Origin of the sequence: Citrobacter sp. C13 (assembly GCF_014596815.2) — a bacterium.
Taxonomy (GTDB): domain Bacteria; phylum Pseudomonadota; class Gammaproteobacteria; order Enterobacterales; family Enterobacteriaceae; genus Citrobacter; species Citrobacter portucalensis.
Genome location: NZ_CP115024.1, coordinates 4,069,726 through 4,092,118 on the forward strand (window position 1 = coordinate 4,069,726; position 22,393 = coordinate 4,092,118).

General features: G+C 53.6%; 21 protein-coding genes and 1 other annotated feature. Of the genes, 6 read left to right on the top strand and 15 right to left on the bottom strand.

Going from position 1 to position 22,393, the window contains the following annotated elements; genetic code table 11:
- From thrA to yjjY, 4 genes are all read right to left on the bottom strand, one after another.
- Positions 1–2,463 (bottom strand): bifunctional aspartate kinase/homoserine dehydrogenase I, encoded by a 2,463-nt coding sequence (gene thrA / locus IB222_RS19435; RefSeq protein WP_149384476.1) that lies wholly within the window; start codon positions 2,461–2,463, stop codon positions 1–3.
- A 23-nt stretch (positions 2,464–2,486) separates the two neighbouring features.
- Positions 2,487–2,613 (bottom strand) — a sequence feature (Thr leader region).
- Entirely contained in the window at positions 2,543–2,608 is a 66-nt protein-coding gene (gene thrL / locus IB222_RS19440; protein ID WP_032337689.1) for a thr operon leader peptide, read from the bottom strand. It overlaps the preceding feature by 66 nt.
- A 206-nt stretch (positions 2,614–2,819) precedes the next feature.
- On the bottom strand, positions 2,820–3,506 hold the full coding sequence (locus tag IB222_RS19445; protein WP_148362470.1) for a tRNA/rRNA methyltransferase: 687 nt from the start codon (positions 3,504–3,506) through the stop codon (positions 2,820–2,822).
- 399 nt (positions 3,507–3,905) lie between these two features.
- Positions 3,906–4,046: a protein YjjY gene (gene yjjY / locus IB222_RS19450; protein WP_042998021.1), complete on the bottom strand. Its 141-nt coding sequence runs from the start codon at positions 4,044–4,046 to the stop codon at positions 3,906–3,908.
- A 95-nt stretch (positions 4,047–4,141) separates the two neighbouring features.
- Here yjjY and arcA point away from each other — a divergent pair, with 95 nt between their 5' ends.
- The gene (gene arcA, locus IB222_RS19455) at positions 4,142–4,858 is read left to right on the top strand and encodes a two-component system response regulator ArcA (RefSeq protein ID WP_001194359.1); all 717 of its coding nucleotides are present in this window, start codon (positions 4,142–4,144) and stop codon (positions 4,856–4,858) included.
- Positions 4,859–4,918: 60 nt separating this feature from the next.
- Here the strand turns inward: arcA and creD are convergent, their stop codons facing one another.
- The 4 genes from creD to creA are packed head-to-tail and all read right to left on the bottom strand — an operon-like array spanning position 4,919 to position 8,937.
- Positions 4,919–6,280, bottom strand: a complete 1,362-nt coding sequence (gene creD / locus IB222_RS19460; protein ID WP_003829924.1) for a cell envelope integrity protein CreD — start codon at positions 6,278–6,280, stop codon at positions 4,919–4,921.
- Positions 6,281–6,337: 57 nt separating this feature from the next.
- On the bottom strand, positions 6,338–7,762 hold the full coding sequence (gene creC, locus IB222_RS19465; protein WP_003829926.1) for a two-component system sensor histidine kinase CreC: 1,425 nt from the start codon (positions 7,760–7,762) through the stop codon (positions 6,338–6,340).
- A complete protein-coding gene (gene creB, locus IB222_RS19470; RefSeq protein WP_003829928.1) occupies positions 7,762–8,451 on the bottom strand; it encodes a two-component system response regulator CreB in 690 nt (229 codons plus the stop codon). Before creB ends, creC begins: the two co-directional genes overlap by 1 nt.
- Positions 8,452–8,463: 12 nt before the next feature.
- Positions 8,464–8,937 (bottom strand): protein CreA, encoded by a 474-nt coding sequence (creA, locus tag IB222_RS19475; protein WP_003018998.1) that lies wholly within the window; start codon positions 8,935–8,937, stop codon positions 8,464–8,466.
- 211 nt (positions 8,938–9,148) lie between these two features.
- Between creA and robA the strand changes: the two genes are divergently transcribed.
- On the top strand, positions 9,149–10,018 hold the full coding sequence (robA, locus tag IB222_RS19480; protein WP_003829933.1) for an MDR efflux pump AcrAB transcriptional activator RobA: 870 nt from the start codon (positions 9,149–9,151) through the stop codon (positions 10,016–10,018).
- Here robA and gpmB read toward each other — a convergent pair.
- Positions 10,015–10,662, bottom strand: a complete 648-nt coding sequence (gpmB, locus tag IB222_RS19485; RefSeq protein ID WP_003019006.1) for a 2,3-diphosphoglycerate-dependent phosphoglycerate mutase GpmB — start codon at positions 10,660–10,662, stop codon at positions 10,015–10,017. The genes robA and gpmB overlap by 4 nt on opposite strands.
- Before the next feature lie 52 nt (positions 10,663–10,714).
- Between gpmB and yjjX the strand changes: the two genes are divergently transcribed.
- A complete protein-coding gene (yjjX, locus tag IB222_RS19490) occupies positions 10,715–11,239 on the top strand; it encodes an inosine/xanthosine triphosphatase (RefSeq protein ID WP_003829935.1) in 525 nt (174 codons plus the stop codon).
- Positions 11,240–11,328: 89 nt separating this feature from the next.
- Here the strand turns inward: yjjX and trpR are convergent, their stop codons facing one another.
- The gene (gene trpR, locus IB222_RS19495; RefSeq protein WP_032934222.1) at positions 11,329–11,655 is read right to left on the bottom strand and encodes a trp operon repressor; all 327 of its coding nucleotides are present in this window, start codon (positions 11,653–11,655) and stop codon (positions 11,329–11,331) included.
- An 89-nt stretch (positions 11,656–11,744) separates the two neighbouring features.
- Positions 11,745–13,682 (bottom strand): murein transglycosylase, encoded by a 1,938-nt coding sequence (gene sltY / locus IB222_RS19500; RefSeq protein ID WP_149384477.1) that lies wholly within the window; start codon positions 13,680–13,682, stop codon positions 11,745–11,747.
- A 211-nt stretch (positions 13,683–13,893) separates the two neighbouring features.
- Between sltY and ettA the strand changes: the two genes are divergently transcribed.
- Positions 13,894–15,561, top strand: a complete 1,668-nt coding sequence (gene ettA, locus IB222_RS19505) for an energy-dependent translational throttle protein EttA (RefSeq protein WP_003829940.1) — start codon at positions 13,894–13,896, stop codon at positions 15,559–15,561.
- Between the two features lie 212 nt (positions 15,562–15,773).
- On the opposite strand, the gene nadR is transcribed toward ettA, so the two are convergent.
- The 3 genes from nadR to serB all read right to left on the bottom strand — a co-directional run bounded on the left by nadR (position 15,774) and on the right by serB (position 19,526).
- Positions 15,774–17,057 (bottom strand): multifunctional transcriptional regulator/nicotinamide-nucleotide adenylyltransferase/ribosylnicotinamide kinase NadR, encoded by a 1,284-nt coding sequence (nadR, locus tag IB222_RS19510; protein ID WP_170974255.1) that lies wholly within the window; start codon positions 17,055–17,057, stop codon positions 15,774–15,776.
- Positions 17,058–17,091: 34 nt separating this feature from the next.
- Positions 17,092–18,474 carry a DNA repair protein RadA gene (gene radA / locus IB222_RS19515; protein WP_003829944.1) on the bottom strand — a complete coding sequence of 461 codons (1,383 nt, stop codon included), beginning with the start codon at positions 18,472–18,474 and terminating at the stop codon, positions 17,092–17,094.
- Positions 18,475–18,557: 83 nt separating this feature from the next.
- Positions 18,558–19,526: a phosphoserine phosphatase gene (serB, locus tag IB222_RS19520; RefSeq protein ID WP_003829946.1), complete on the bottom strand. Its 969-nt coding sequence runs from the start codon at positions 19,524–19,526 to the stop codon at positions 18,558–18,560.
- A 115-nt stretch (positions 19,527–19,641) separates the two neighbouring features.
- Between serB and IB222_RS19525 the strand changes: the two genes are divergently transcribed.
- Both IB222_RS19525 and lplA read left to right on the top strand, forming a co-directional pair.
- On the top strand, positions 19,642–20,283 hold the full coding sequence (locus IB222_RS19525; protein WP_003829948.1) for a YtjB family periplasmic protein: 642 nt from the start codon (positions 19,642–19,644) through the stop codon (positions 20,281–20,283).
- A gap of 37 nt (positions 20,284–20,320) precedes the next feature.
- Complete coding sequence (gene lplA / locus IB222_RS19530; protein ID WP_003829951.1) at positions 20,321–21,337, top strand: lipoate--protein ligase LplA; 1,017 nt, start codon at positions 20,321–20,323, stop codon at positions 21,335–21,337.
- 150 nt (positions 21,338–21,487) lie between these two features.
- On the opposite strand, the gene deoD is transcribed toward lplA, so the two are convergent.
- A complete protein-coding gene (deoD, locus tag IB222_RS19535; protein WP_000224864.1) occupies positions 21,488–22,207 on the bottom strand; it encodes a purine-nucleoside phosphorylase in 720 nt (239 codons plus the stop codon).
- Positions 22,208–22,393: the final 186 nt, after the last annotated feature.

Below are 22,393 nucleotides of genomic sequence, written 5' to 3' on the forward strand. Positions count from 1 at the left end.
TCAGACTCCTAACTTCCATGAAAGGGTGCGTAGCAGGTCGGCAAAGACGCCCGCCGCCGTCACGTCGTTACCCGCGCCATATCCGCGCAGAACCAACGGTAACGGCTGATAGTAGTGGCTATAGAATGCCAGCGCGTTCTCACCGTTTTTCACTTTGAACAGTGGATCGTTGCCGTCTACTGCATCAATTTTCACGCGACAAACGCCGTCCTCTTCGATATTGCCAACATAGCGCAATACCTTCCCCTCATCACGGGCTTTCGCCACGCGCGCGGCAAAGACGTCATCCAGCTGCGACAATTTCGCCATAAACGCGGAAACATCACCGGAGTCATCAAACTCTTTTGGCAGGACCGGCTCAATGACAATGTCAGAAAGCTCCAGCTCACGACCGGTTTCACGGGCCAGGATCAGCAGCTTACGCGCCACGTCCGTACCGGAAAGATCGTCACGCGGATCGGGTTCGGTATAGCCCATTTCACGCGCCAGGGTAGTGGCCTGCGAGAAGCTCATGCCTTCATCCAGCTTGCCGAAAATAAACGACAGTGAGCCAGAAAGGATGCCTGAAAAACGTTGCAGTTCATCACCTGCGCTGAGCAGATTTTGCAGGTTTTCAATAACTGGCAAGCCCGCGCCCACGTTGGTGTCGTACAGGAATTTACGACGTGACTTCGCGGCGGCAAAACGCAGCTGATGGTAGTAATCCATCGACGACGTGTTGGCCTTTTTGTTCGGCGTAACCACATGGAAGCCTTCGCGCAGGAAGTCGGCATACTGGTCTGCTACCGCCTGGCTTGACGTACAGTCGACAATCACCGGATTGAGCAGATGGTATTCTTTCACCAGACGAATTAAGCGCCCAAGGTTGAAAGGCTCTTTCGCACTCTCCAGCTCCGACTGCCAGTTTTCCAGATTCAGACCGTGGACGTTGGTCAGCAGGGCCTTCGAGTTCGCCACGCCGCACACGCGCAGATCGATATGTTTCTTTTTGAGCCAGGTTTGCTGACGTTTAAGCTGCTCCAGCAGCGCACCGCCCACGCCGCCTACGCCAATCACAAACACTTCAATCACCTGGTCGGTGTTGAACAGCATCTGATGGGTAACGCGTACGCCGGTGGTCGCGTCATCGTTATTCACCACCACCGAAATAGAACGCTCAGACGAGCCCTGGGCGATCGCTACAATATTGATATTCGCCCGAGCCAGCGCGGCAAAGAACTTCGCCGAGATGCCGCGCAGGGTGCGCATACCATCGCCAACGACCGAGATGATGGCCAGACGCTCAGTCACCGCCAGCGGCTCCAGCAGGCCTTCTTTCAGTTCGAGATAGAATTCATCCTGCATGGCGCGTTGCGCACGCGCGCAGTCGCCCTGCGGGACGCAGAAGCTGATGCTGTATTCGGAAGAGGATTGGGTGATCAGCACCACCGATATGCCCGCACGCGACATCGCGGCAAAAACGCGTGCCGCCATGCCCACCATACCTTTCATTCCAGGGCCGGAGACGCTAAACATCGCCATGTTATTGAGGTTAGAAATGCCTTTTACCGGCAAATCATCGTCATCACTGCTGGCACCGATCAGCGTACCGGGCGCTTGCGGATTGCCGGTATTTTTAATCAGGCACGGGATCTGGAACTGGGCAATAGGGGTAATGGTGCGCGGGTGCAGCACTTTAGCGCCGAAGTAAGAAAGCTCCATCGCTTCCTGATAAGACATCGACTTCAGCAGTCGGGCGTCGGGTACCTGACGCGGATCGCAAGTATATACGCCGTCGACATCGGTCCAGATTTCACAACAATCGGCACGCAAACAGGCGGCCAGTACGGCGGCAGAGTAGTCAGAGCCGTTACGCCCCAACACCACTAACTCACCTTTTTCATTTCCAGCAGTAAACCCTGCCATCAGAATCATGTGGTCCGCAGGAATACGGCTGGCGGCAATGCGGCGCGTAGATTCGGCGATATCAACGGTAGATTCGAGGTAATGGCCGACTGCCAGCAATTTCTCCACCGGGTCGATGACCGTCACGTTATGCCCGCGAGCTTCCAGCAGGCCGGCCATGATAGCAATCGACATTTTTTCACCACGGCAGATAAGCGCGGCATTGATGCTGTCCGGGCACTGTCCCAGCAGGCTGATGCCGTGCAGGACGTGCTTAATCTGGGCAAACTCTTGTTCAACAAAGGCTTTGAGCTGCGCCAGCGGGAAACCCGGCTGTGCGGCGGCAAGACCCACCAGCAGCTCAGAGAAAATGCGTTCGGCATCGCTGATATTGGCTAAAGCATCCTGACCACCGATGGTCTTCTCAATCATTGCCACCAGATGGTTGGTAATTTTTGCGGGGGCAGAGAGAACGGTCGCGACCTGCCCCTGTCTGGCATTGCTTTCCAGAATATCGGCAACCCGCAGAAAGCGCTCTGCATTTGCCACTGATGTACCGCCGAACTTCAACACTCGCATGGTTTACCTCATTGCCTTTGGTCGAAAAAAAAGCCCGCACTGTTTAGGTGCGGGCTTTTTCTTGTGTTTCCTGTACGCGTCAGCCCGCACCGTTACCTGTGGTAATGGTGATGGTTGTGGTAATAGTGATGCTGATGCGTTTCATGATGTTGTGTGCTCTGTAATTATTATCTGTCTGTCTTGTATTCTTTTAGGGTTAAAGTATCTGCTGACCTAAGTCAATAAATTTTTAAATTGATCACATTCCGAAACTTGTTCATGAGCAACTGCTTGCCCTTTTACTTTCAACCAATACAGCATGTCGAGCCCACTTGAACCAAGAACAAAACACTACACAACAAAAACTGTTCGAAATTTTATTTTGTGATGTTTTTTTCAATATCATGTAAAAAACGATGCAACATTGCCGTGTCTCGCTGCCCCAACAGACCCATTCGCTGTTGCAACCAGTCCGTGAGTTTGATGTCGTCAGAAACGTTCAGCGTGGCTAATAAACGCAAAACGCGTGCGCGCAATGCCTGGAGCTGAAGCTCATCTGTCACCTCAACGTTTTTAGCCGGTTGTTGTATTAAACCTGCTAATTGATAGCAATACACCATCACCGCCTGCCCCAAATTGAGTGAAGGATAGTCAGCGACCATCGGTACACCAGTGAGTACATCTGCCAGCGCTAATTCTTCGTTGGTCAACCCAGAATCTTCACGACCAAATACCAGCGCAGCATGATCCATCCACGTTGATTTCTCCTGTAACAGGGGAACCAGTTCGACCGGGGTGGCGTAATAATGGAACTTCGCTCGGCTACGCGCGGTGGTCGCAATAGTAAAATCAACGTCGTGAAGCGCCTCGGCCAACGTTGGAAAAACGTTAATATTATCAATAATGTCGCCCGATCCATGCGCGACCCATCGCGTGGCGGGTTCCAGATGCGCCTCGCTGTCAACGATACGTAATTGAGTGAATCCCATGGTCTTCATCGCACGGGCAGCCGCGCCAATATTTTCCGCTCTGGCAGGGGCAACCAGAATAATTGTTAAACGCATTTCGATACTCTTTTTGGTCAGTCTGCAAGTAATAATGTGACGCACATCAACATATTACGCAGCGCAAATTTACATTTTTTTAACAGAAGTCACTGAAAAAGGATTTCGCATCCGGTAAAAAATGCTAAACTATTTCCAAACTGTACTATTGCTTTTTATGTTAACAAAAGTTGTATATCCCTCTGTTTATCCATGATAATTTATTTTAAAATGGATCGCATTGGTTGGATTCATTACATTTATTAATTAGCTCGTGCAACTAGTTGTAATATTGCAATTTTGTGATGAAAGCAAACATTTGGATACGTTGATTTCATCAAACTGTTAACGTGCTACAATTGAACTTGATATATGTCAACGAAGCGTAGTTTTATTGGGTGTCCGGCATGTCTTAGCCTGTTATGTTGCTGTTAAAATGGTTAGGATGACAGCCGTTTTTGACACTGTCGGGTCCAGAGGGAAACTACCCACGACCAAGCTAATGATGTTGTTGACGTTGATGGAAAGTGCATCAAGAACGCAATTACGTACTTTAGTCATGTTACGCCGATCATGTTAATTTACGGCATGCATCAGGCAGGTCAGGGACTTTTGTACTTCCTGTTTCGATTTAGTTGGCAATTTAGGTAGCAAACATGCAGACCCCGCACATTCTTATCGTTGAAGACGAGTTAGTAACACGCAACACGTTGAAAAGCATTTTCGAAGCAGAAGGCTATGATGTATTCGAAGCGACAGATGGCGCGGAAATGCATCAGATTCTCTCTGAATATGACATCAACCTTGTGATTATGGATATCAATCTGCCTGGGAAAAATGGCCTCCTGTTAGCGCGCGAACTCCGCGAACAAGCTAACGTTGCGCTGATGTTCCTGACGGGCCGTGATAACGAAGTCGATAAAATTCTCGGCCTCGAAATCGGCGCAGACGATTACATCACCAAGCCGTTTAACCCGCGCGAACTGACTATCCGTGCTCGTAACCTGCTGTCCCGTACCATGAACCTGGGTACTGTCAGCGAAGAACGCCGTAGCGTCGAAAGCTACAAGTTCAACGGCTGGGAGCTGGACATCAACAGCCGCTCTCTGATTGGTCCTGACGGCGAGCAGTATAAACTGCCACGCAGCGAATTCCGTGCAATGCTTCACTTCTGTGAGAATCCGGGCAAAATCCAGTCTCGCGCAGAACTGCTGAAAAAAATGACCGGTCGCGAACTGAAGCCGCATGACCGTACCGTTGACGTGACTATCCGCCGCATTCGTAAACATTTCGAATCTACGCCGGATACGCCAGAAATCATCGCCACCATTCACGGTGAAGGCTACCGTTTCTGCGGCGACCTGCAGGATTAATTCAATCCTTACAGGTAAAAAAACGGCGCATTATGCGCCGTTTTTCATTTCACCACAGCCCTATTTCCATAAGCGAAACTCGTCACTCTGCGCAGGCTGAGGCTTCGGAATTTCTGTCGGCTTTGGTTTTGGCTGTGCCAGCGAGTGCCAGTCAAGATGACGCGTCAGGAACATCACGCCACACAACGCCACCAACAGTACGCCGGTTCCCAGCAGTAAAGAGCTGTCCTGTGAACGTAGCAGCACCCACATCACCCCATCCAGCCCCAGTAGCGCCACGGTGAACAAAATACTGTTCCGCCAACTCTGTAATATCGCCTGCAGATACACCCCGTTCATCAACGCCCCCACCAGGCTTGCCGTAATCCACGCCGCCGTAAAACCAATGTGCTCAGACAATGCCAGTAGCAGCAGATAAAACATCACCAGCGATAGCCCCACCAGCAGATACTGCATCGGGTGCAGACGCAGGCTGGTCATACTTTCAAGCACGAAGAAAGACATAAAGGTCAGTACAATCAGCAGAATGGCATATTTGGTGGCTCTGTCCGTTAACTGATACTGATCCGCTGGCGTGGCGACGGCAACGCTAAATGCAGGCATTCCCTTCCAGCCAATCTTTTCGCCATCAAAGCGTTCGCCGAGGTTATTCGCGAACCAGCTGCTCTGCCACTGGGCCTTAAATCCTGATTCGCTGATTTCGCGCTTCGCCGGGAGGAAATCCCCCAGAAAGTTGGGATGCGGCCAGTTGCTGGTTAAAGTCATTTCACTGTTACGGCCAACCGGAACAACGGAGAAATCTCCTGTTCCGCTCAAATTCAACGACAGCGCCATGCTCAGGTTTTGCTCCGCCCAGCTCGCGTCAGGTAGCGGAATGTGGATCCCTTGAGCCCCTCCATCCAGCCCCGTCCCTGGCTCAACAGCCAGTGATTCCCCATTGATCTGCGGCGCTTGCACCACACCGATCCCGCGCGCATCCCCCACGCCAACCACGATAAACGGTTTGCCGACGCTGACGTTGGGATGGTTTAAATCACGCAAACGTTCAGCGTTAAACTCGGCCTTCACCGAGAGTTCATTGTGCCAGACCTGGCCCTCATAAATGCCGATTTTACGCGCTTCAACGTTCTGATTCCCCTCAACCACCAACGAATCCGGCAGCCAGAAATGGATATAGCTGCGCTTACGCTGGATCTCTTTGCCATCCTCCAGCGAGGTGTAAAGCTCTGTCACCGGAATGGCTATCAACGGCCCGACCATCTTTTGCGGCCCGCTGGTGCTCTGGCGGATAGCATCTTCGACTTCATCACGATAATCCGATCGCTCAACGATTATCTGCCTGACCATCGTCAGTGGTATTAACAGCAGTATTATGGCGCCGCCTAAGGTGACGATTTTCCAAAACAGGGGTGATTTAAACATAGCGTTCTCCTTTGCAATATCAGCAAGGTAGAACAGCTATGTGCGGAGAATTTGAAGTTATGTGAAGTGACGGTGAAGCGTAAACGAGGCCTGTGCGCCGCCCTCTGGTCGGTTAGATAATGTCACCGTACCTTCATGCAGTCGTGCAACTTCACTGACAAACGCCAGCCCCAAACCGCTGCTCTTGTGTCCATTCTCGCGGGGCAGCGAGTAGAAGCGCTCAAAAATACGCGGCAATGCAAAATCAGGGATGCCGCTACCGCTGTCGGTAACCTGCAATGTGACCCGCTCCTCCTGCTGATGCGCGCTCAGCGTAATCGTCCCGTCCTGTGGCGTGAAGTCGATAGCATTGTCGAGTAAATTCCCCAACGCCTGCTCCAGTAACGCAGGATCGGCAGCGACGCTAAGCGATGAAGGCAAAATGGTCAGCGTGATGTTTTTTGCCGCCAGCTGCACGCTACGCGCCTCTTTGAGCTGAGCAAATAGCGTATCTACCTCCACCGCCGTCAACGTAACGTCCTGTCGATTCTCCAGTCGCGCCTGGCGCAGCAAAGTTTCGACCAGCGCCTGCATACGCGCATTTTGCGTCAGAATATTATCGGTAAAACGCGCTACCACGTTTGGCGGCGGGCCTTCTCGCAATATCTCTGCCGCGCCACGAATGGCCGCCAGCGGACTTTTCAGCTCATGCGTTAACGCGTAGACATACTGCTCAATGTAGTTCTTGCCTTCGAGCTTCAGACGCATACTTTCCAGCGCCTGCGCCAGTTTGCGTAACTCGCTGCTGCCTAAATCAGGCAGTGGGACGGGGCGATTCTCGGTAACGGAGTCGGCATAACGCGCCAGCCGGGCAATAGATCGGTTTATCCACCATACCATCCCGAAGCCAATCACCAGGGCAATGCCCAGCAATACGGCGCTGGCCCACAGCATTCGCCGTTCACTGCGTTTAATCACCGGTGCCATCGCCGCATTTGGTTTGCCGACACTGAGCACGCCGATAATACGCCCACCGTCTACGATCGGCGCGGCAACGTACATCACCGAGCTTTCCGGATCGTTCGGGTTTTGCGGCGTACTGCGGGCGCCATACTCACCACGCAGCGTTAACCACACGTCGTTCCAGCGGGAATAGTCCTGACCGACGGCCTGGTTGGCGGAATCAAACAACACCTTGCCCTGCGCGTCGGTCATGTAGACATGGTATTCGTTACGCACTTTGTTAATGCCACTGATGTTGGCGTTAAATGGGCGGTTATGCAGCTGCGCAAATGCCTGCGCCAGCTTGCCGTTAGCCGGTGAGTCAGAGAGCACGTCATCACGCGCCAGTGCAGCCAGCAGCGTGGCGGTATCAATTAAAGTACCTTCGGTCGCCCGACGGACGCCTGGCTTAATTTCCTGCACAAAGATAGACAGAACAAACCAGGCGGCGACCGCGACAATCAGAAAATAGCCGAGCAGCAAACGCATGCCAATGCGCATCAGCAATTCCTCAGGCTGTATCCCATACCGCGATGTGTATTGATGGGGGAAAGCTCCGGATTGATAGCCCGCAGCTTGGCGCGCAGCGTTTTGATGTGAGTATCAACCGTTCTGTCAAAGGTATCCTGCGCGTCTGCCCAGACTAAATCCATCAGTTGCTGGCGAGAGTAAATACGTCCCGGCGACATCAGCAATGTTTTCAGCAGCAGGAATTCATAACGCGTCAGGTTCAACGGCATGCTGAACCAGGTAATCTGCGCGGCCAGCTCATTAAGTTCAAAATCCCCACAGCGTGTCATCGATGAAGGCGTGGAGAATTTTTGCACCCGCCGCAGCAGCGTACGCACACGAGCGCACACCTCGCGCGGTGAGAAAGGCTTGGCAACATAGTCATCTGCGCCAATTTCCAGCCCCAACAGGCGATCCACTTCATCGCTGCGCGCGGTCAGAAAAAGGATCGGCAGCGCCGGGTGGCGTTCCAGTAAACGTCGGCACAGTTCAAAACCGCTGATATCCGGTAGCCCGACATCCAGAATGATGGCATCAGGGCATTGCTGGCGAGATTTCTCCAGCACGGGAAATCCGCGCTCAAACGCCTCTACGCTAAACCCTTCCTGTTGCAGCATGTAGATAAGCGTATCAGCGATTCCCTGCTCATCCTCAACCAACCAGATCAACGGCTGTTGCATTGTGCTTCCTTGTTATTGCCGCCACGGCATGATGGGTACCGCACTGATGGCATTTTTGGGCGATCCATCGACAACTTTATCTGAATAGGCCAGATAGGCCAGCGCATTACGTTTCGCATCGTAAAAACGCACGACCTGTAAAGATTTAAACACCAGCGAGGTACGTTTCTTAAATACCACTTCGCCCTGAGCTTTACCGTTCTTGATTCTGTCGCTCAGTTCTACCGGCCCAACCTGCTGGCAAGAGATGGCGGCATCGGAAGTATCTTCCGCCAGCCCCAGTCCACCTTTGATGCCGCCGGTCTTCGCACGACTCACGTAACAGGTCACATTGGTAACATCCGGATCGTCAAACGCTTCGACCACAATTTTATGATCCGGCCCAAACATTTTGAACACTGTATCGACAGATCCAATCTGCTCCGCATGGGCGACCTGCGCCAACATCAGCAGAATTGAGGAAATGACTAAGCTCTTATATTTCATATTGTTACCATTCTTAAAAGTTGTTCTGCGTGATTATTAAACATTTTAAGATAAAATGTATACAGATCACAGGATTACAATAATCACGCTTTCGTATGTCCGAAAAAAGCACTTATGAGCAAAAAAAACACTGAATGCTAAAACAGCAAAAAATGCTATTATCCTCATACCTGACGTCAGGTACTCGTTGTTGAAAGGATGAGGATATTTTATGGATCAGGCTGGCATTATTCGCGACCTATTAATCTGGCTGGAAGGTCATCTGGATCAGCCTTTGTCGCTTGACAATGTGGCGGCAAAAGCGGGCTATTCCAAGTGGCACCTGCAGAGAATGTTTAAGGACGTGACGGGCCATGCTATTGGCGCCTATATCCGCGCCCGTCGTTTATCGAAATCCGCAGTGGCGCTGCGCCTGACTGCGCGTCCAATTTTGGATATTGCGCTGCAATATCGCTTCGACTCTCAACAAACTTTTACTCGCGCATTCAAGAAACAATTTTCGCAGACACCAGCGCTGTATCGCCGTTCACCGGAATGGAGCGCATTCGGTATTCGCCCACCAATGCGACTGGGTGAATTTACGATGCCTGCGCACGAGTTTGTCACCCTGGAAGATACGCAACTGCTCGGCACCACGCAAAGCTATTCCTGCTCGCTGGAACAGATTTCAGATTTCCGTCATGAAATGCGTATTCAGTTCTGGCGCGACTTCCTTGCTCAGGCTCCGGCGATCCCGCCAGTGCTGTACGGGCTTAACGAAACGCGTCCGAGCATTGAAAAAGATGACGAACAGGAAGTGTTTTACACCACAGCACTGACGCCGGAACAGGCCAATGGCTATGTGCCGTCGGCGCAGCCTATCCTGTTACAGGGTGGCGAGTACGTGATGTTTACCTACGAAGGGCTGGGAACCGGTGTGCAAGAGTTTATCCTGACGGTTTACGGCACATGCATGCCAATGCTGAACCTGACGCGCCGTAAAGGACAGGATATCGAGCGATACTACCCGGCAGAAGATGCCAAAGCGGGAGATCGCCCGATCAACCTGCGCTGCGAATTCCTGATTCCGATTCGCCGCTAGCGCTGCAGTTCATCCAACGCAGGGGCGTCCAGATGTGAGATGTCCCCTGCCGTTTCAACGACCCATCCCGGCGCCAGCCATAAGCTTTCCTGGTAATCAACTCGAGAAATAGAACAGTTGCGCAGACGCAAGCGACGTTCAGCCCATGCCGGTAATCCCAGAATTGTGCTCACCAGGCAACCCAGCGCGATACCGTGACTGACCAGCAGCGGACGACTTCCCGGCGGCAATTCCAGACAGGATGCCAGCGCCGCGTTGACGCGATCGCTCAATTCCTGCATCGATTCCCCTTCCGGGATACGACCATCCACCGTGCCATTCACCAACTGGCGACGCCAGCCCTCTTCCTCTGGCGTCAGCGTATCGATGTGACGTTTTTCCAGCACTCCCATATTTAGCTCGCGCAGACGGGAGTCATAGGTGATATCACAGCCACAGGCCTGGGCGATGATTTCTGCGGTGCGTCGTGTACGACCAAGATCGCTACTGATGACATGCGTAATACCAAACGAGCGGGCGCGTTCACCCACCTGCATGGCTTGTTGTTCACCTTTAGCGGTTAGTGGGCTGTCTGACTGGCCTTGAATACGTCGCTCGGCGTTCCACTGCGTTTCGCCATGGCGAACAAGGTATACCTGTAACATGCTTTTTTTCCGTTATACTGCGATGCGATGAATTTTCAAACTGAGCTTAATTATGCACAAGGTTATCTCTGCGACCACCAATCCTGCCAAAATTCAGGCAATTCTGCGGGCATTTGAAGAGATTTTCGGGGAAGGATCCTGCCATATTGAACCCGTCGCCGTCGAGAGTGGCGTGCCGGAACAACCTTTCGGAAACCAGGAAACGCGCACTGGCGCACGAAATCGCGTTGTTAACGCTCGCCGCCTGCACCCGCAGGCTGATTTCTGGGTCGCCATTGAAGCAGGAATTGACGATGACGCCACCTTCAGTTGGGTGGTGATTGATAACGGCATTCAGCGCGGTGAAGCCCGTTCAGCCACGCTGCCATTGCCGACTGTCATTCTCGACAGAGTCCGCAAAGGTGAAGCACTCGGCCCGGTGATGTCGGACTATACGGGTATTGATGAAATTGGCCGTAAAGAAGGCGCAATCGGCGTTTTTACCGCGGGCAAGCTGACGCGCTCAAGCGTCTATCACCAGGCGGTGATTCTGGCGCTCAGCCCGTTTCATAACGCGATATACGATGAGTCATTGTAATTTGTAGGCCTGATAAGCGTAGCGCCATCAGGCAAGCAGCGCGCACCATTGCCGGATGGCGGCTTCGCCTTATCCGGCCTACGAGAGAATCAGACACTTTTTAGCAGTACCTGCTCCAGCCACTGACGCAAATCCACCGGTGCGGATTTGAGGCTGTTCGACCCCCGCGTAATAGTGGCAATTCCCGCCCCGAGCTCGTTTTTAAGCTCACGCTGGCTCATCTCGCCGCGCAGCAGCTCTTCAATGATACGCACACGCGTGCCCAACGCTTCACGCTCATCCGGCGTTAACATCAAATTGAGCAGTGGCAGGTGTAAATCTTGTTCGTAGGCGTGTTTAAGCAGATCGACAAAACGTAACCACTCCTGGTGACGTTGTTCTGCCATCTCTGCTGAATAGGGTGATTGCTGAGTCATAAGATATCGCCATCGTTGCGGGGGAAGCGTGCTTGCTTCCCCCTTTTGTACTCTTTAACGAGTACGATAGCATAACACAATCGACACGATCAGTAACGACGTTGCCATTCTGCCTCGCTCATCAACTCCGGTTTATCGCCGAGGAAATAGCGATAGTACGCATCATAAGCCAGCACATTCTTCACGTAACCACGCGTCTCTGAGAATGGAATACTTTCGACAAACGCCACAGCATCAATGCGTCCAGCGCTATTGCCAAGCCAGGTGCGAACGCGCCCCGGACCGGCGTTATAGGCTGCCGACGCAAAGATGCGGTTATTGCCGAATTGCTGATATACGTACTGCAAATAGCTGGTACCAATGTTGATGTTGGTATCAGGATCCAGTAGCTGGCCCGGACTGCTGTAACCTGGAATCGAGAACATTTTCACCGTATGCGTCGCCGTGCCCGGCATAATCTGCATCAGCCCGCTGGCGCCGACCGGTGATTTCACTTTCGGGTTCCAGGCGCTTTCCTGACGCGCTATCGCCATCGCATAGCTTGGCTGAATATCCTTGCCGCTGGTGTAACGGGTAAACAGATCTTTATAGGCCAACGGGAAACGCTCTTCCAGATGATCCCACAGCTTACCGGCGATCGTCGCCTGAACGCTAAGATCCCACCAGTGATTGTTGAACGCGTAACGCGCCAACTGAGCCTGCTCGGACTTGGTACGGCTGGTGACCAAATTTGCCCATTCACTGCGCGCGGTATTATCCATGTTCCAGTACATTAGCTCGCGTACGCGTGCCATTTCTGGCCCCTGAGTCAGCGCAGAATCAACGTTCGCTGGCGCTTTATCCACTTTCAGCTCGTACTCTTCGCCCAGAAGCTGTGCCGCCACCATCGGATAGAAACCGCGTTGCTGCATGAGCTGGTGCAGGATCTCTTTGGCTTCCGCATCACGTCCGCGCTCCAGCAGCAGATCCGCCTGCCAGTAGCGCCACTCGTCTTTTTCTTTTGCTTCCATTGGCAGACGCGCCAGCCAGGTATTCAGGCCACGACGATCGCCGGTTCCCAGCGCCATGCGCACCCGGCGCTCCACAAGCGAGGTGGAATTGGAGCGCATAATCGCATCATCACGCCATTTGGCCTGCTCGTCGGTGACATCATTGCCCATCAGACGCCAGGCAACAATATCGCGCAGCTCCTGGGTTTGCTCATCATTAAGCTGTTGCGCCTGCACCAGGGACGGGATCATCAGGCGGGCGTTTTCCACATCCTGACGCGCCACGCTGGCAAAGGCGACCGCCGCCATCTGTCGGGTGAAATCCGTGGCGCCGGTGGTACGTGCAAAAGTCATCACCGAATTCGGATCGTTGGCCAGCGAGATGATCGCAGAGGCAATGGTTTGGTATTGCGCGGGCATCTGTCCGGCTAGCGCCGTCACCAGACCGGTATTCCCGGCTTTCATCGCCAGACGAATACGCTCCAGATACGCCAGCGGATCCTGAGTGCCTGAGGCGCGCCATACGCCAAATAATTTGTCACAGGCGTTCGGCTGACTTTTCCCGGTCAACCACAGCTCTTTCGCGCCCTGCCAGGCTTCTTCGGTTTGCCCAGTACTCCATTTCGCGAAGTAATAGTTACATTGCGCTTCCGTGGTACCCGGTTTTTCCGGGCTGAACGCCAGCAGTCCACGCCAGTCTTCGCGGCGCGCCAGTTCATTCACGAAACGCGATTGCAGCGTACGCGCAGGGGGCAGTGTCGGATTGGCACGCACAAAATTGGTAACGGTAATGGTGGGCTGATTCATCAGATCGTCAGTGATCTGACGATATTCCAGATACGGGTACAGAGGATAGTTCTTCAGGCCGGGCATCATCTGCTCTACGACATCCATCTGTCGGTTGTCCCAGGCTTGCTTGATTTGCGCATAACGATTGCGCTGCTCATCCAGAGAGTCGGCTCGCGCCACCTGACTAACCGTCAGCAGACATACGCTGGCTGCCAGCAGGCGCCAGGTAAATTGATTGGCTTTGTCCACAAGCTCTTCCTCTTCTCATGTTACGTCTGTGCAGCATCATGCCGCTTAATTAATTCATGCTAACCAGACATTGCAGAATGCGCCACGTCACGGACACTTTTTTACTTTTGTTGCGAGTGGGATCTGCTGGCTGGGATTGGGCAATGAAAAAGGCTACACTTCGCCTTTGATAACTATTCATCATCACGATAAACATAGAGGCGAGTCCAACGTGGCCCAATTCGTTTATACCATGCATCGTGTCGGCAAGGTCGTTCCGCCGAAACGTCATATTCTTAAAAACATCTCACTGAGCTTCTTCCCTGGCGCCAAAATCGGTGTTCTCGGTCTGAACGGTGCGGGTAAATCTACCCTGCTGCGTATCATGGCCGGTATTGATACCGATATCGAAGGTGAAGCTCGCCCACAGCCAGGCATTAAAATCGGTTACCTGCCGCAGGAACCAAAACTAAACCCAGAGCATACCGTTCGTGAATCCGTTGAAGAAGCGGTTGCCGAAGTGGTTAGTGCGCTGAAAGGTCTGGATGAAGTGTACGCCAAGTACGCCGAGCCGGACGCCGACTTCGATAAACTGGCCGCACAACAGGGCAAGTTTGAAGAAATTATCCAGGCGCACGACGGCCATAACCTGAACGTGCAGCTTGAGCGTGCCGCTGACGCCCTGCGTCTGCCGGACTGGGACGCTAAAATTGAGAATCTCTCCGGTGGTGAACGCCGCCGCGTTGCGCTGTGCCGCCTGCTGCTGGAAAAACCAGACATGCTGCTGCTCGACGAACCGACCAACCACCTGGATGCGGAATCCGTCGCGTGGCTGGAACGCTTCCTGCACGACTTCGAAGGCACCGTAGTGGCGATTACCCACGACCGTTACTTCCTCGACAACGTTGCGGGCTGGATCCTGGAGCTGGACCGTGGTGAAGGTATTCCGTGGGAAGGTAACTACTCTTCCTGGCTGGAGCAGAAAGATCAGCGTCTGGCCCAGGAAGCCTCTCAGGAAGCGGCTCGCCGTAAATCTATTGAGAAAGAGCTGGAGTGGGTACGTCAGGGCGCTAAAGGCCGTCAGTCTAAGGGTAAAGCCCGTCTGGCACGCTTTGAAGAGCTAAACAACACCGAATACCAGAAACGTAACGAAACCAACGAACTGTTTATTCCACCTGGAGCACGTCTGGGCGATAAAGTTGTTGAAGTCACCAATCTGCGTAAATCCTACGGCGATCGCGTTCTGATCGACGATCTGAGTTTCTCCGTACCGAAAGGTGCAATTGTCGGCATCATCGGTCCGAACGGCGCGGGTAAATCTACCCTGTTCCGTATGATGTCCGGTCAGGAACAGCCTGACAGCGGCACCATCACGCTGGGTGAAACCGTCAAACTGGCCTCCGTTGACCAGTTCCGTGATGCGATGGACAACAGCAAAACCGTGTGGGAAGAAGTTTCCGGCGGGCTGGATATCATGCGTATCGGCAACACCGAGATGCCAAGCCGTGCCTACGTGGGCCGCTTCAACTTCAAAGGTGTGGATCAGGGCAAACGCGTAGGCGAGCTGTCCGGCGGTGAGCGTGGTCGTCTGCACCTGGCGAAGCTGCTGCAGGTTGGCGGCAACATGCTGCTGCTCGATGAACCAACCAACGACCTGGATATCGAAACCCTGCGCGCGCTGGAAAACGCCCTGCTGGAATTCCCGGGTTGCGCGATGGTTATCTCGCACGACCGTTGGTTCCTTGACCGTATCGCGACCCACATTCTGGATTACCAGGACGAAGGTAAGGTTGAGTTCTTCGAAGGTAACTTTACCGAATACGAAGAGTACAAGAAACGTACGCTGGGCGCGGATGCGCTGGAGCCGAAGCGTATTAAGTACAAGCGTATTTCTAAGTAATTAGCGTTAAGCGCCGGATGGCGGCGTTACGCCTTATCCGGCCTACGAGGTTAGTGCGACTTGTAGGCCGGATATGCACCGCGCCATCCTGTCTACGAGGTTAGTGCGACTTGTAGGCCGAATATGCACAGCGCCATCCTGTCTATGAGGTTAGTGCGACTTGTAGGCCGGATAAGCGCAGCGCATCCGGCATTAAAACCTACCTCTAAAACCTACCTCTGCTCACCCATCAACTCTTTCACCAACTCCACGCAGCGCAGGAAGCGGCCGTCGTAGTCAGGCTCCTGAACGTGCACAAAATTGATATTGTTTTCCTGCAGCATCTCGACCAGCAGCGTCTGAAACGCTTTTCTGTCAACTGAGCTTCCAAGGCTGCGTAAGCCATCCGCCACCCACGGGGTATTGTTTTCCAACAGGATCACAAGGTCGAAGCGATACTCGTCAATCAGCGCTTGCACAAACGGGTGTTCACGCCCTTCATACTTTTTACAGAAGGCCTGAGTGGTCACGAAATCGGTGTCGATGAACGCCACTTTATTGGCGTACTTAACAGCAAAATCAATGTATTGCGCTTGTCCCAGGGCGATTTTATCGTAGTCAGAATACTGTAACGCCATCTCATCGCCGCCCAAATGGGAGAAAACATAATCACGCCCGTATTCCCACGCACTGGTGGTGTTAAAGATATTGGCGAGCTTATTCACCAGCGTCGATTTGCCGCTCGACTCCCCGCCGAGAATCGCCACGGTGCGCACGAAAAACGGCTTCACTTCGGTCGGAATATACTCCCAGTAGCGAAACGGGTTCTCACGGATTTGCCCGCCGCTAATGCTCATAAACGTTCGCTTGGGATCCACCAGCACGGTTTCGATCCCCAAGTGCTCCAGATACTGCGGGGCATCTGATTCTTCAGAGGTGTAGATCCAGTTTGGCTGGATCCCTTTCTCCTGCATAAACGTTTTGATCCCGTTGCTCCACACGTCCCAGCCGTGCGGATACGGCTCCATGCCTTCTTCGTTGAAGGCATGAATACGGATATTTTTCTGATACTTAAAGGTTTGCAGCAGCCAGCGTAAACGATCGGGCACCGTAGGCTGTTGCGACATGGCACTGTCTTCAAACAGGCTGCGATCGCGCGTGTCGTCATAGCCCATGATGATATGCAGTTCATCGACCTGGCTACAGGCGCGCTGGATAAGATAGATATGGCCGGTGTGCAGCGGATAAAACTTGCCGAATACCACACCGATATTTTTCTGCTGGCGCGGAAACTCCAGCCCGAGAAAACGGTGCAACGCCTCCAGCTTCTGCGCGCTGGGGCTTTTGATTTTGGCATTCAGCAGTTGGCTTAGGTATCCCTTGGTCATGCCACTGGCATCCGCCACCTGTTGCAGGGTACAGCCCTTTTGCTTTATGGCGGTTTTCAGATATTCAAATGACACAAGAGCCTCCTGCTGGAAAAATCGCGTAACACTGCCTGATGGCGCTTCGCTTATCAGGCCTACAAAATCAGTACGTACGGGTATTTGATTATAGGTCGTCAAACACGCTTAACGCATCCGCAAGCTTCTTAACGCCAAAGACCTGCATCCCTTCCGGTACTTTTTTCGGTACGTTAGCGGCAGGGACAATCGCCCGGCGAAAGCCGTGCTTCGCCGCTTCCGAAATACGCTCCTGGCCGCTGGGTACCGGACGGATTTCGCCCGCCAGCCCCACTTCGCCAAAGACCACTAAATCCTGCGGCAGCGGCCTGTCGCGCAGACTGGAAACCATTGCCAGCAGCAACGCCAGGTCGGCGCTGGTTTCGGTGACTTTTACGCCGCCGACTACGTTAACGAACACGTCCTGATCCGCCATCTGCAAGCCACCGTGACGATGCAGCACCGCCAGCAGAATCGCCAGACGGTTCTGTTCCAGACCGACCGCCACGCGACGCGGGTTCGCCATCATCGAATGATCGACCAGCGCCTGAATCTCTACCAGCAGCGGGCGCGTGCCTTCCCAGACCACCATCACCGAACTGCCGGAGGTGACCTCATCGCCACGGCTTAAGAAGATAGCGGAAGGGTTGCTGACTTCACGCAGGCCCTGTTCGGTCATGGCAAAGACGCCCAGCTCATTCACCGCACCAAAGCGGTTTTTATGGCTACGCAGAGTACGGAAACGGGAATCGGCGTCACCGTCGAGCAGTACCGAACAGTCAATACAGTGCTCCAGCACCTTCGGCCCGGCCAGCGAGCCATCTTTGGTGACGTGGCCGACCATGACAATCGCCACGCCGCGCGTTTTGGCAAAGCGCGTCAGGTAAGCCGCCGTTTCGCGCACCTGCGCCACGCTGCCCGGCGAAGACTGAATATCCGCCATGTGCATTACCTGAATGGAGTCGATCACCATCAGTTTCGGCTGTTCTTCTTCGGCAATCAGGCAAATTTGTTCAATACTGGTTTCCGACAGCATGTTCAGATTCGCCGTCGGCAAGCCAAGCCGGTGCGCGCGCATCGCCACCTGTTGTAGCGACTCTTCGCCAGTAACGTACAGGGTTTTCATCTGCTCAGCGAGTTTACACAGCGTTTGTAGCAGCAGCGTTGATTTCCCCGCGCCGGGATTACCGCCAATCAGGATAGCGCTGCCGGGTACCACCCCGCCGCCCAGCACGCGGTCAAACTCTTTAAATCCAGTGGAAAAACGCGGCAGTTCTTCAAGGCTGATGTCAGACAGCTTCTGCACTTTTGCCACGCCCGCATTCCCGGCATAGCCACTGAGCCGCTCGTTACGCGCCACCGTTGGCGATGCGGCAAGGCGCACCTCGGTAATGGTATTCCAGGCCTGACAGGCGCTGCATTGCCCCTGCCAGCGCGGGTAATCGGCCCCGCATTCATTACAAACAAAGGCGCGTTTAGGAGCTTTTGCCACGTTTTACCTCTTTCGTTAACGCTTTTGCCGGATGGCGTGGGTGCTTATCCGGCCTACGGACACCTTGCCACCGGGCAATTTAATCATTTCTGGTTCATGCTGCCGGAGAGAATGCAGAACACGCCCATCAGGTCAGCGTGGCGGATAGTAATCTCCGTCTTTTCGTTCACTTTCGGTTTAGCATGATACGCAATACCCAGCCCGGCCGTTTTGATCATCGGCAGGTCGTTGGCACCGTCGCCGATCGCCACCGTCTGCGCCATCGGGATCTCATATTCTTGCGCCAGGCGGGTCAGGGTATTGGCTTTGTACTGGGCATCGACGATATCGCCGATCACGTTGCCGGTAAATTTACCGTCCATGATCTCCAGCTCGTTTGCTACCGCCGCCGTCAGACGCAGTTTATTACGCAGGTAATCGGCAAAGAAGGTAAAACCGCCAGAGGCAATAGCCACTTTCCAGCCGAGCGTTTCCAGTTTTAACACCAGTTGAGTCAGGCCGGGCATCAGCGGTAGCGTTTCGCGCACCTGGTGCAGAATATTGGCATCAGCGCCCTTCAGCGTCGCCACGCGGCTACGCAGGCTGGCGGTAAAGTCCAGTTCGCCACGCATCGCGCGTTCCGTGACTTCCGCAACCATCTCACCGGTTCCAGCCAGTTTAGCAATTTCATCAATGCATTCGATCTGGATTGCCGTTGAGTCCATGTCCATCACCAGCAAACCCGGCGTGCGCAGATGCGGAATTTTGCCTAACGGGGCAACATCCAGTTTGGCATCATGAGCCAGTTTTGCCGCGCGCGGCGTTAACGAACCCGCCAGGCGAATCACCTGATAATCCTCAACGCACCAGGCAGCAACAATCACCATCGCCGCGCCCAGTTTGCTCTGGTATTGCGTTAAACGTTGTTTATCCAGACCACGACCGTACAGCAGCCAGCCACTGCGGCCCGCGTGGTAGTCCAGCGGCATGACTTCATCGCCACTTAAAGAGAGAGGCAGACCTGGCCACAGAGAAACATCTTCAGGTAGATCGCACCAGGTTATGTTAGGCATTAAAGCTCCTGTAAAATCGTTCGGGTCGGAATCATCAGGGGAAAATAACGCATGAGGCTACCCTGTAACCAGCGCTTCTGGCAACATTAAGTCTCAAATTTTCAGCAGGTGGAATATGGCTCGCGCAAAACTGAAATTCCGACTTCATCGTGCAGTGATTGTATTGTTCTGTCTTGCGCTGCTCGTCGCCCTGATGCAGGGCGCATCCTGGTTTAGTCAAAGTCACCAGCAGCAGCGTAATCCGCAGCTCGAAGAGCTGGCCCGTACGCTGGCCCGCCAGGTGGCGCTAAATGTTGCTCCGCTAATGCGTACCGAAACGCCGGATGAAAAACGCATCAAAGCGGTACTCACACAGCTGACGGAAAGTAGCCGTATTCTGGACGCTGGCGTGTACGATGAACAGGGAGACCTGATTACGCGTACCGGCGAGAGCGTCAACGTTCGTGACCGACTGGCGCTCGACGGCAAAAAAGCCGGGGGTTATTTTAACCAGCAGATTGTCGAACCCATTCAGGGGAAAAATGGTCCGCTGGGCTATTTGCGCCTGACGCTGGATACCCACACCCTCGCCACCGAGGCGAAGCAGGTAGATAACACCACCAATATCTTACGCCTGATGCTGCTGCTGGCGCTGGCGATTGGCGTCGTGCTCACCCGTACATTATTGCAAGGCAAGCGTACCCGCTGGCAGCAATCCCCTTTCCTGCTGACCGCCAACAAACCGGTGCAGGAAGAAGACAACGAGAAAAAAGAGTAAAAGCAGTAAAAACTGTAAAACAGAAGGGAAATCAACCATGACTACACTACGCCTGCTTATCTCAGACTCTTACGATCCGTGGTTTAATCTCGCGGTCGAAGAGTGCATTTTTCGCCAGATGCCCGCCACGCAGCGCGTCCTGTTCTTGTGGCGTAACGCCGATACGGTGGTGATTGGCCGGGCGCAAAACCCGTGGAAAGAGTGTAATACCCGCCGTATGGAGGAAGACAACGTGCGGCTCGCCCGCCGTAGCAGCGGCGGCGGCGCGGTGTTCCATGACTTAGGCAATACCTGCTTTACCTTTATGGCCGGTAAACCGGAGTACGACAAAACCATTTCCACCGCGATTGTCCTCAACGCATTGAATTCTCTGGGTGTGACGGCGGACGCCTCCGGGCGTAACGACCTGGTTGTGAAAACGCCAGACGGCGATCGCAAAGTTTCAGGCTCTGCTTACCGGGAAACGAAAGATCGCGGATTCCACCACGGCACGCTGCTGCTAAATGCCGATCTCAGCCGCCTGGCAAACTATCTCAATCCCGACAAAAAGAAACTCGCAGCAAAGGGGATTACCTCTGTCCGCTCACGGGTGGCGAATTTGACGGAGCTGTTACCGGGCATCACCCATGAACAGGTCTGTCAGGCCATCACGGAAGCCTTTTTTGCTCATTATGGCGAACGCGTTGAAGCGGAAGTGATCTCACCGGATAAAACGCCGGACCTGCCAAATTTTGCCGAAACCTTTGCCCGCCAGAGCAGTTGGGAATGGAATTTTGGTCAGGCACCTGCTTTCTCGCATCTGCTGGACGAGCGTTTCACCTGGGGCGGTGTTGAGCTGCATTTCGACGTCGAAAAAGGTCATATCACGCGCACACAGGTGTTTACCGACAGTCTCAATCCCGCGCCGTTAGAAGCGCTGGCAGAGCGGCTACAGGGCTGCCAGTATCGCGCCGATGTTTTACAGCAGACTTGCGAAGCGCTGGTTACGGAATATCCGGATCAGGAAAGCGAGCTGCGTGAACTGGCGGCGTGGGTGGCGAAGGCCGTGCGTTAAGCGATTAGTGGCGAATTGCCGGATGGCGGCTGCGCCTTATCCGGCCTACAAGACCGCTCCTGTAGGCCTGATAAGCGAAGCGCCATCAGGCATTAATAGCGGCATTCCCGTAGGCCCGGCCAGCGCAACGCCACCGGGCCACAACAACCCTTACTCTTTATCGCCCAGCAGAACGGATTCCAGCGCGATTTTGATCATGTCGTTGAAGGTCGTCTGACGCTCAGCGGCAGTGGTCTGCTCGTGGGTACGGATATGGTCGGACACGGTGCAGATGGTCAGCGCTTTCGCACCGAACTCAGCCGCAACGCCATAGATACCCGCCGCTTCCATTTCCACGCCCAGCACGCCGTATTTTTCCATCACGTCGAACATTTCACCGTCCGGAGAGTAGAACAGGTCAGCGGAGAACAGGTTGCCCACGCGCGCGTCTACACCCAGTGCTTTTGCCGCATCAACCGCGTTACGCACCATGTCGAAGTCAGCGATAGCAGCGAAGTCATGATCTTTAAAACGGATACGGTTAACTTTGGAGTCGGTGCAAGCGCCCATACCGATAACCACGTCACGCAGTTTAACGTCCATACGCACAGCGCCGCAGGAGCCTACGCGAATGATTTTCTTCACGCCGAAATCGGTGATCAGCTCTTTGGTGTAGATGGAGCAGGACGGGATACCCATACCGTGACCCATAACGGAGATCTTACGGCCTTTGTAAGTACCGGTAAAACCTAACATGCCGCGAACGTTGTTCACTTCACGAACATCTTCGAGGAAAGTTTCAGCAATATGCTTTGCACGCAGCGGGTCGCCCGGCATCAATACGACGTCAGCGAAATCACCCATTTCTGCATTAATATGTGGAGTTGCCATTTTTTGTCCTTATTTCGTTGTTATTGCCTGATGGCGGCTACGCCTTATCAGGCCTACAAAACGTATGCAAAACAGTGAAATACCTTAAGGATTTCGCGTTGTAGGAAGGCGACGAATTCGTGAATCCCCGGGAGCATAGATTAACTATGTGACCGGGGTGAGCGAATGAAGTCAACGCATCTACAG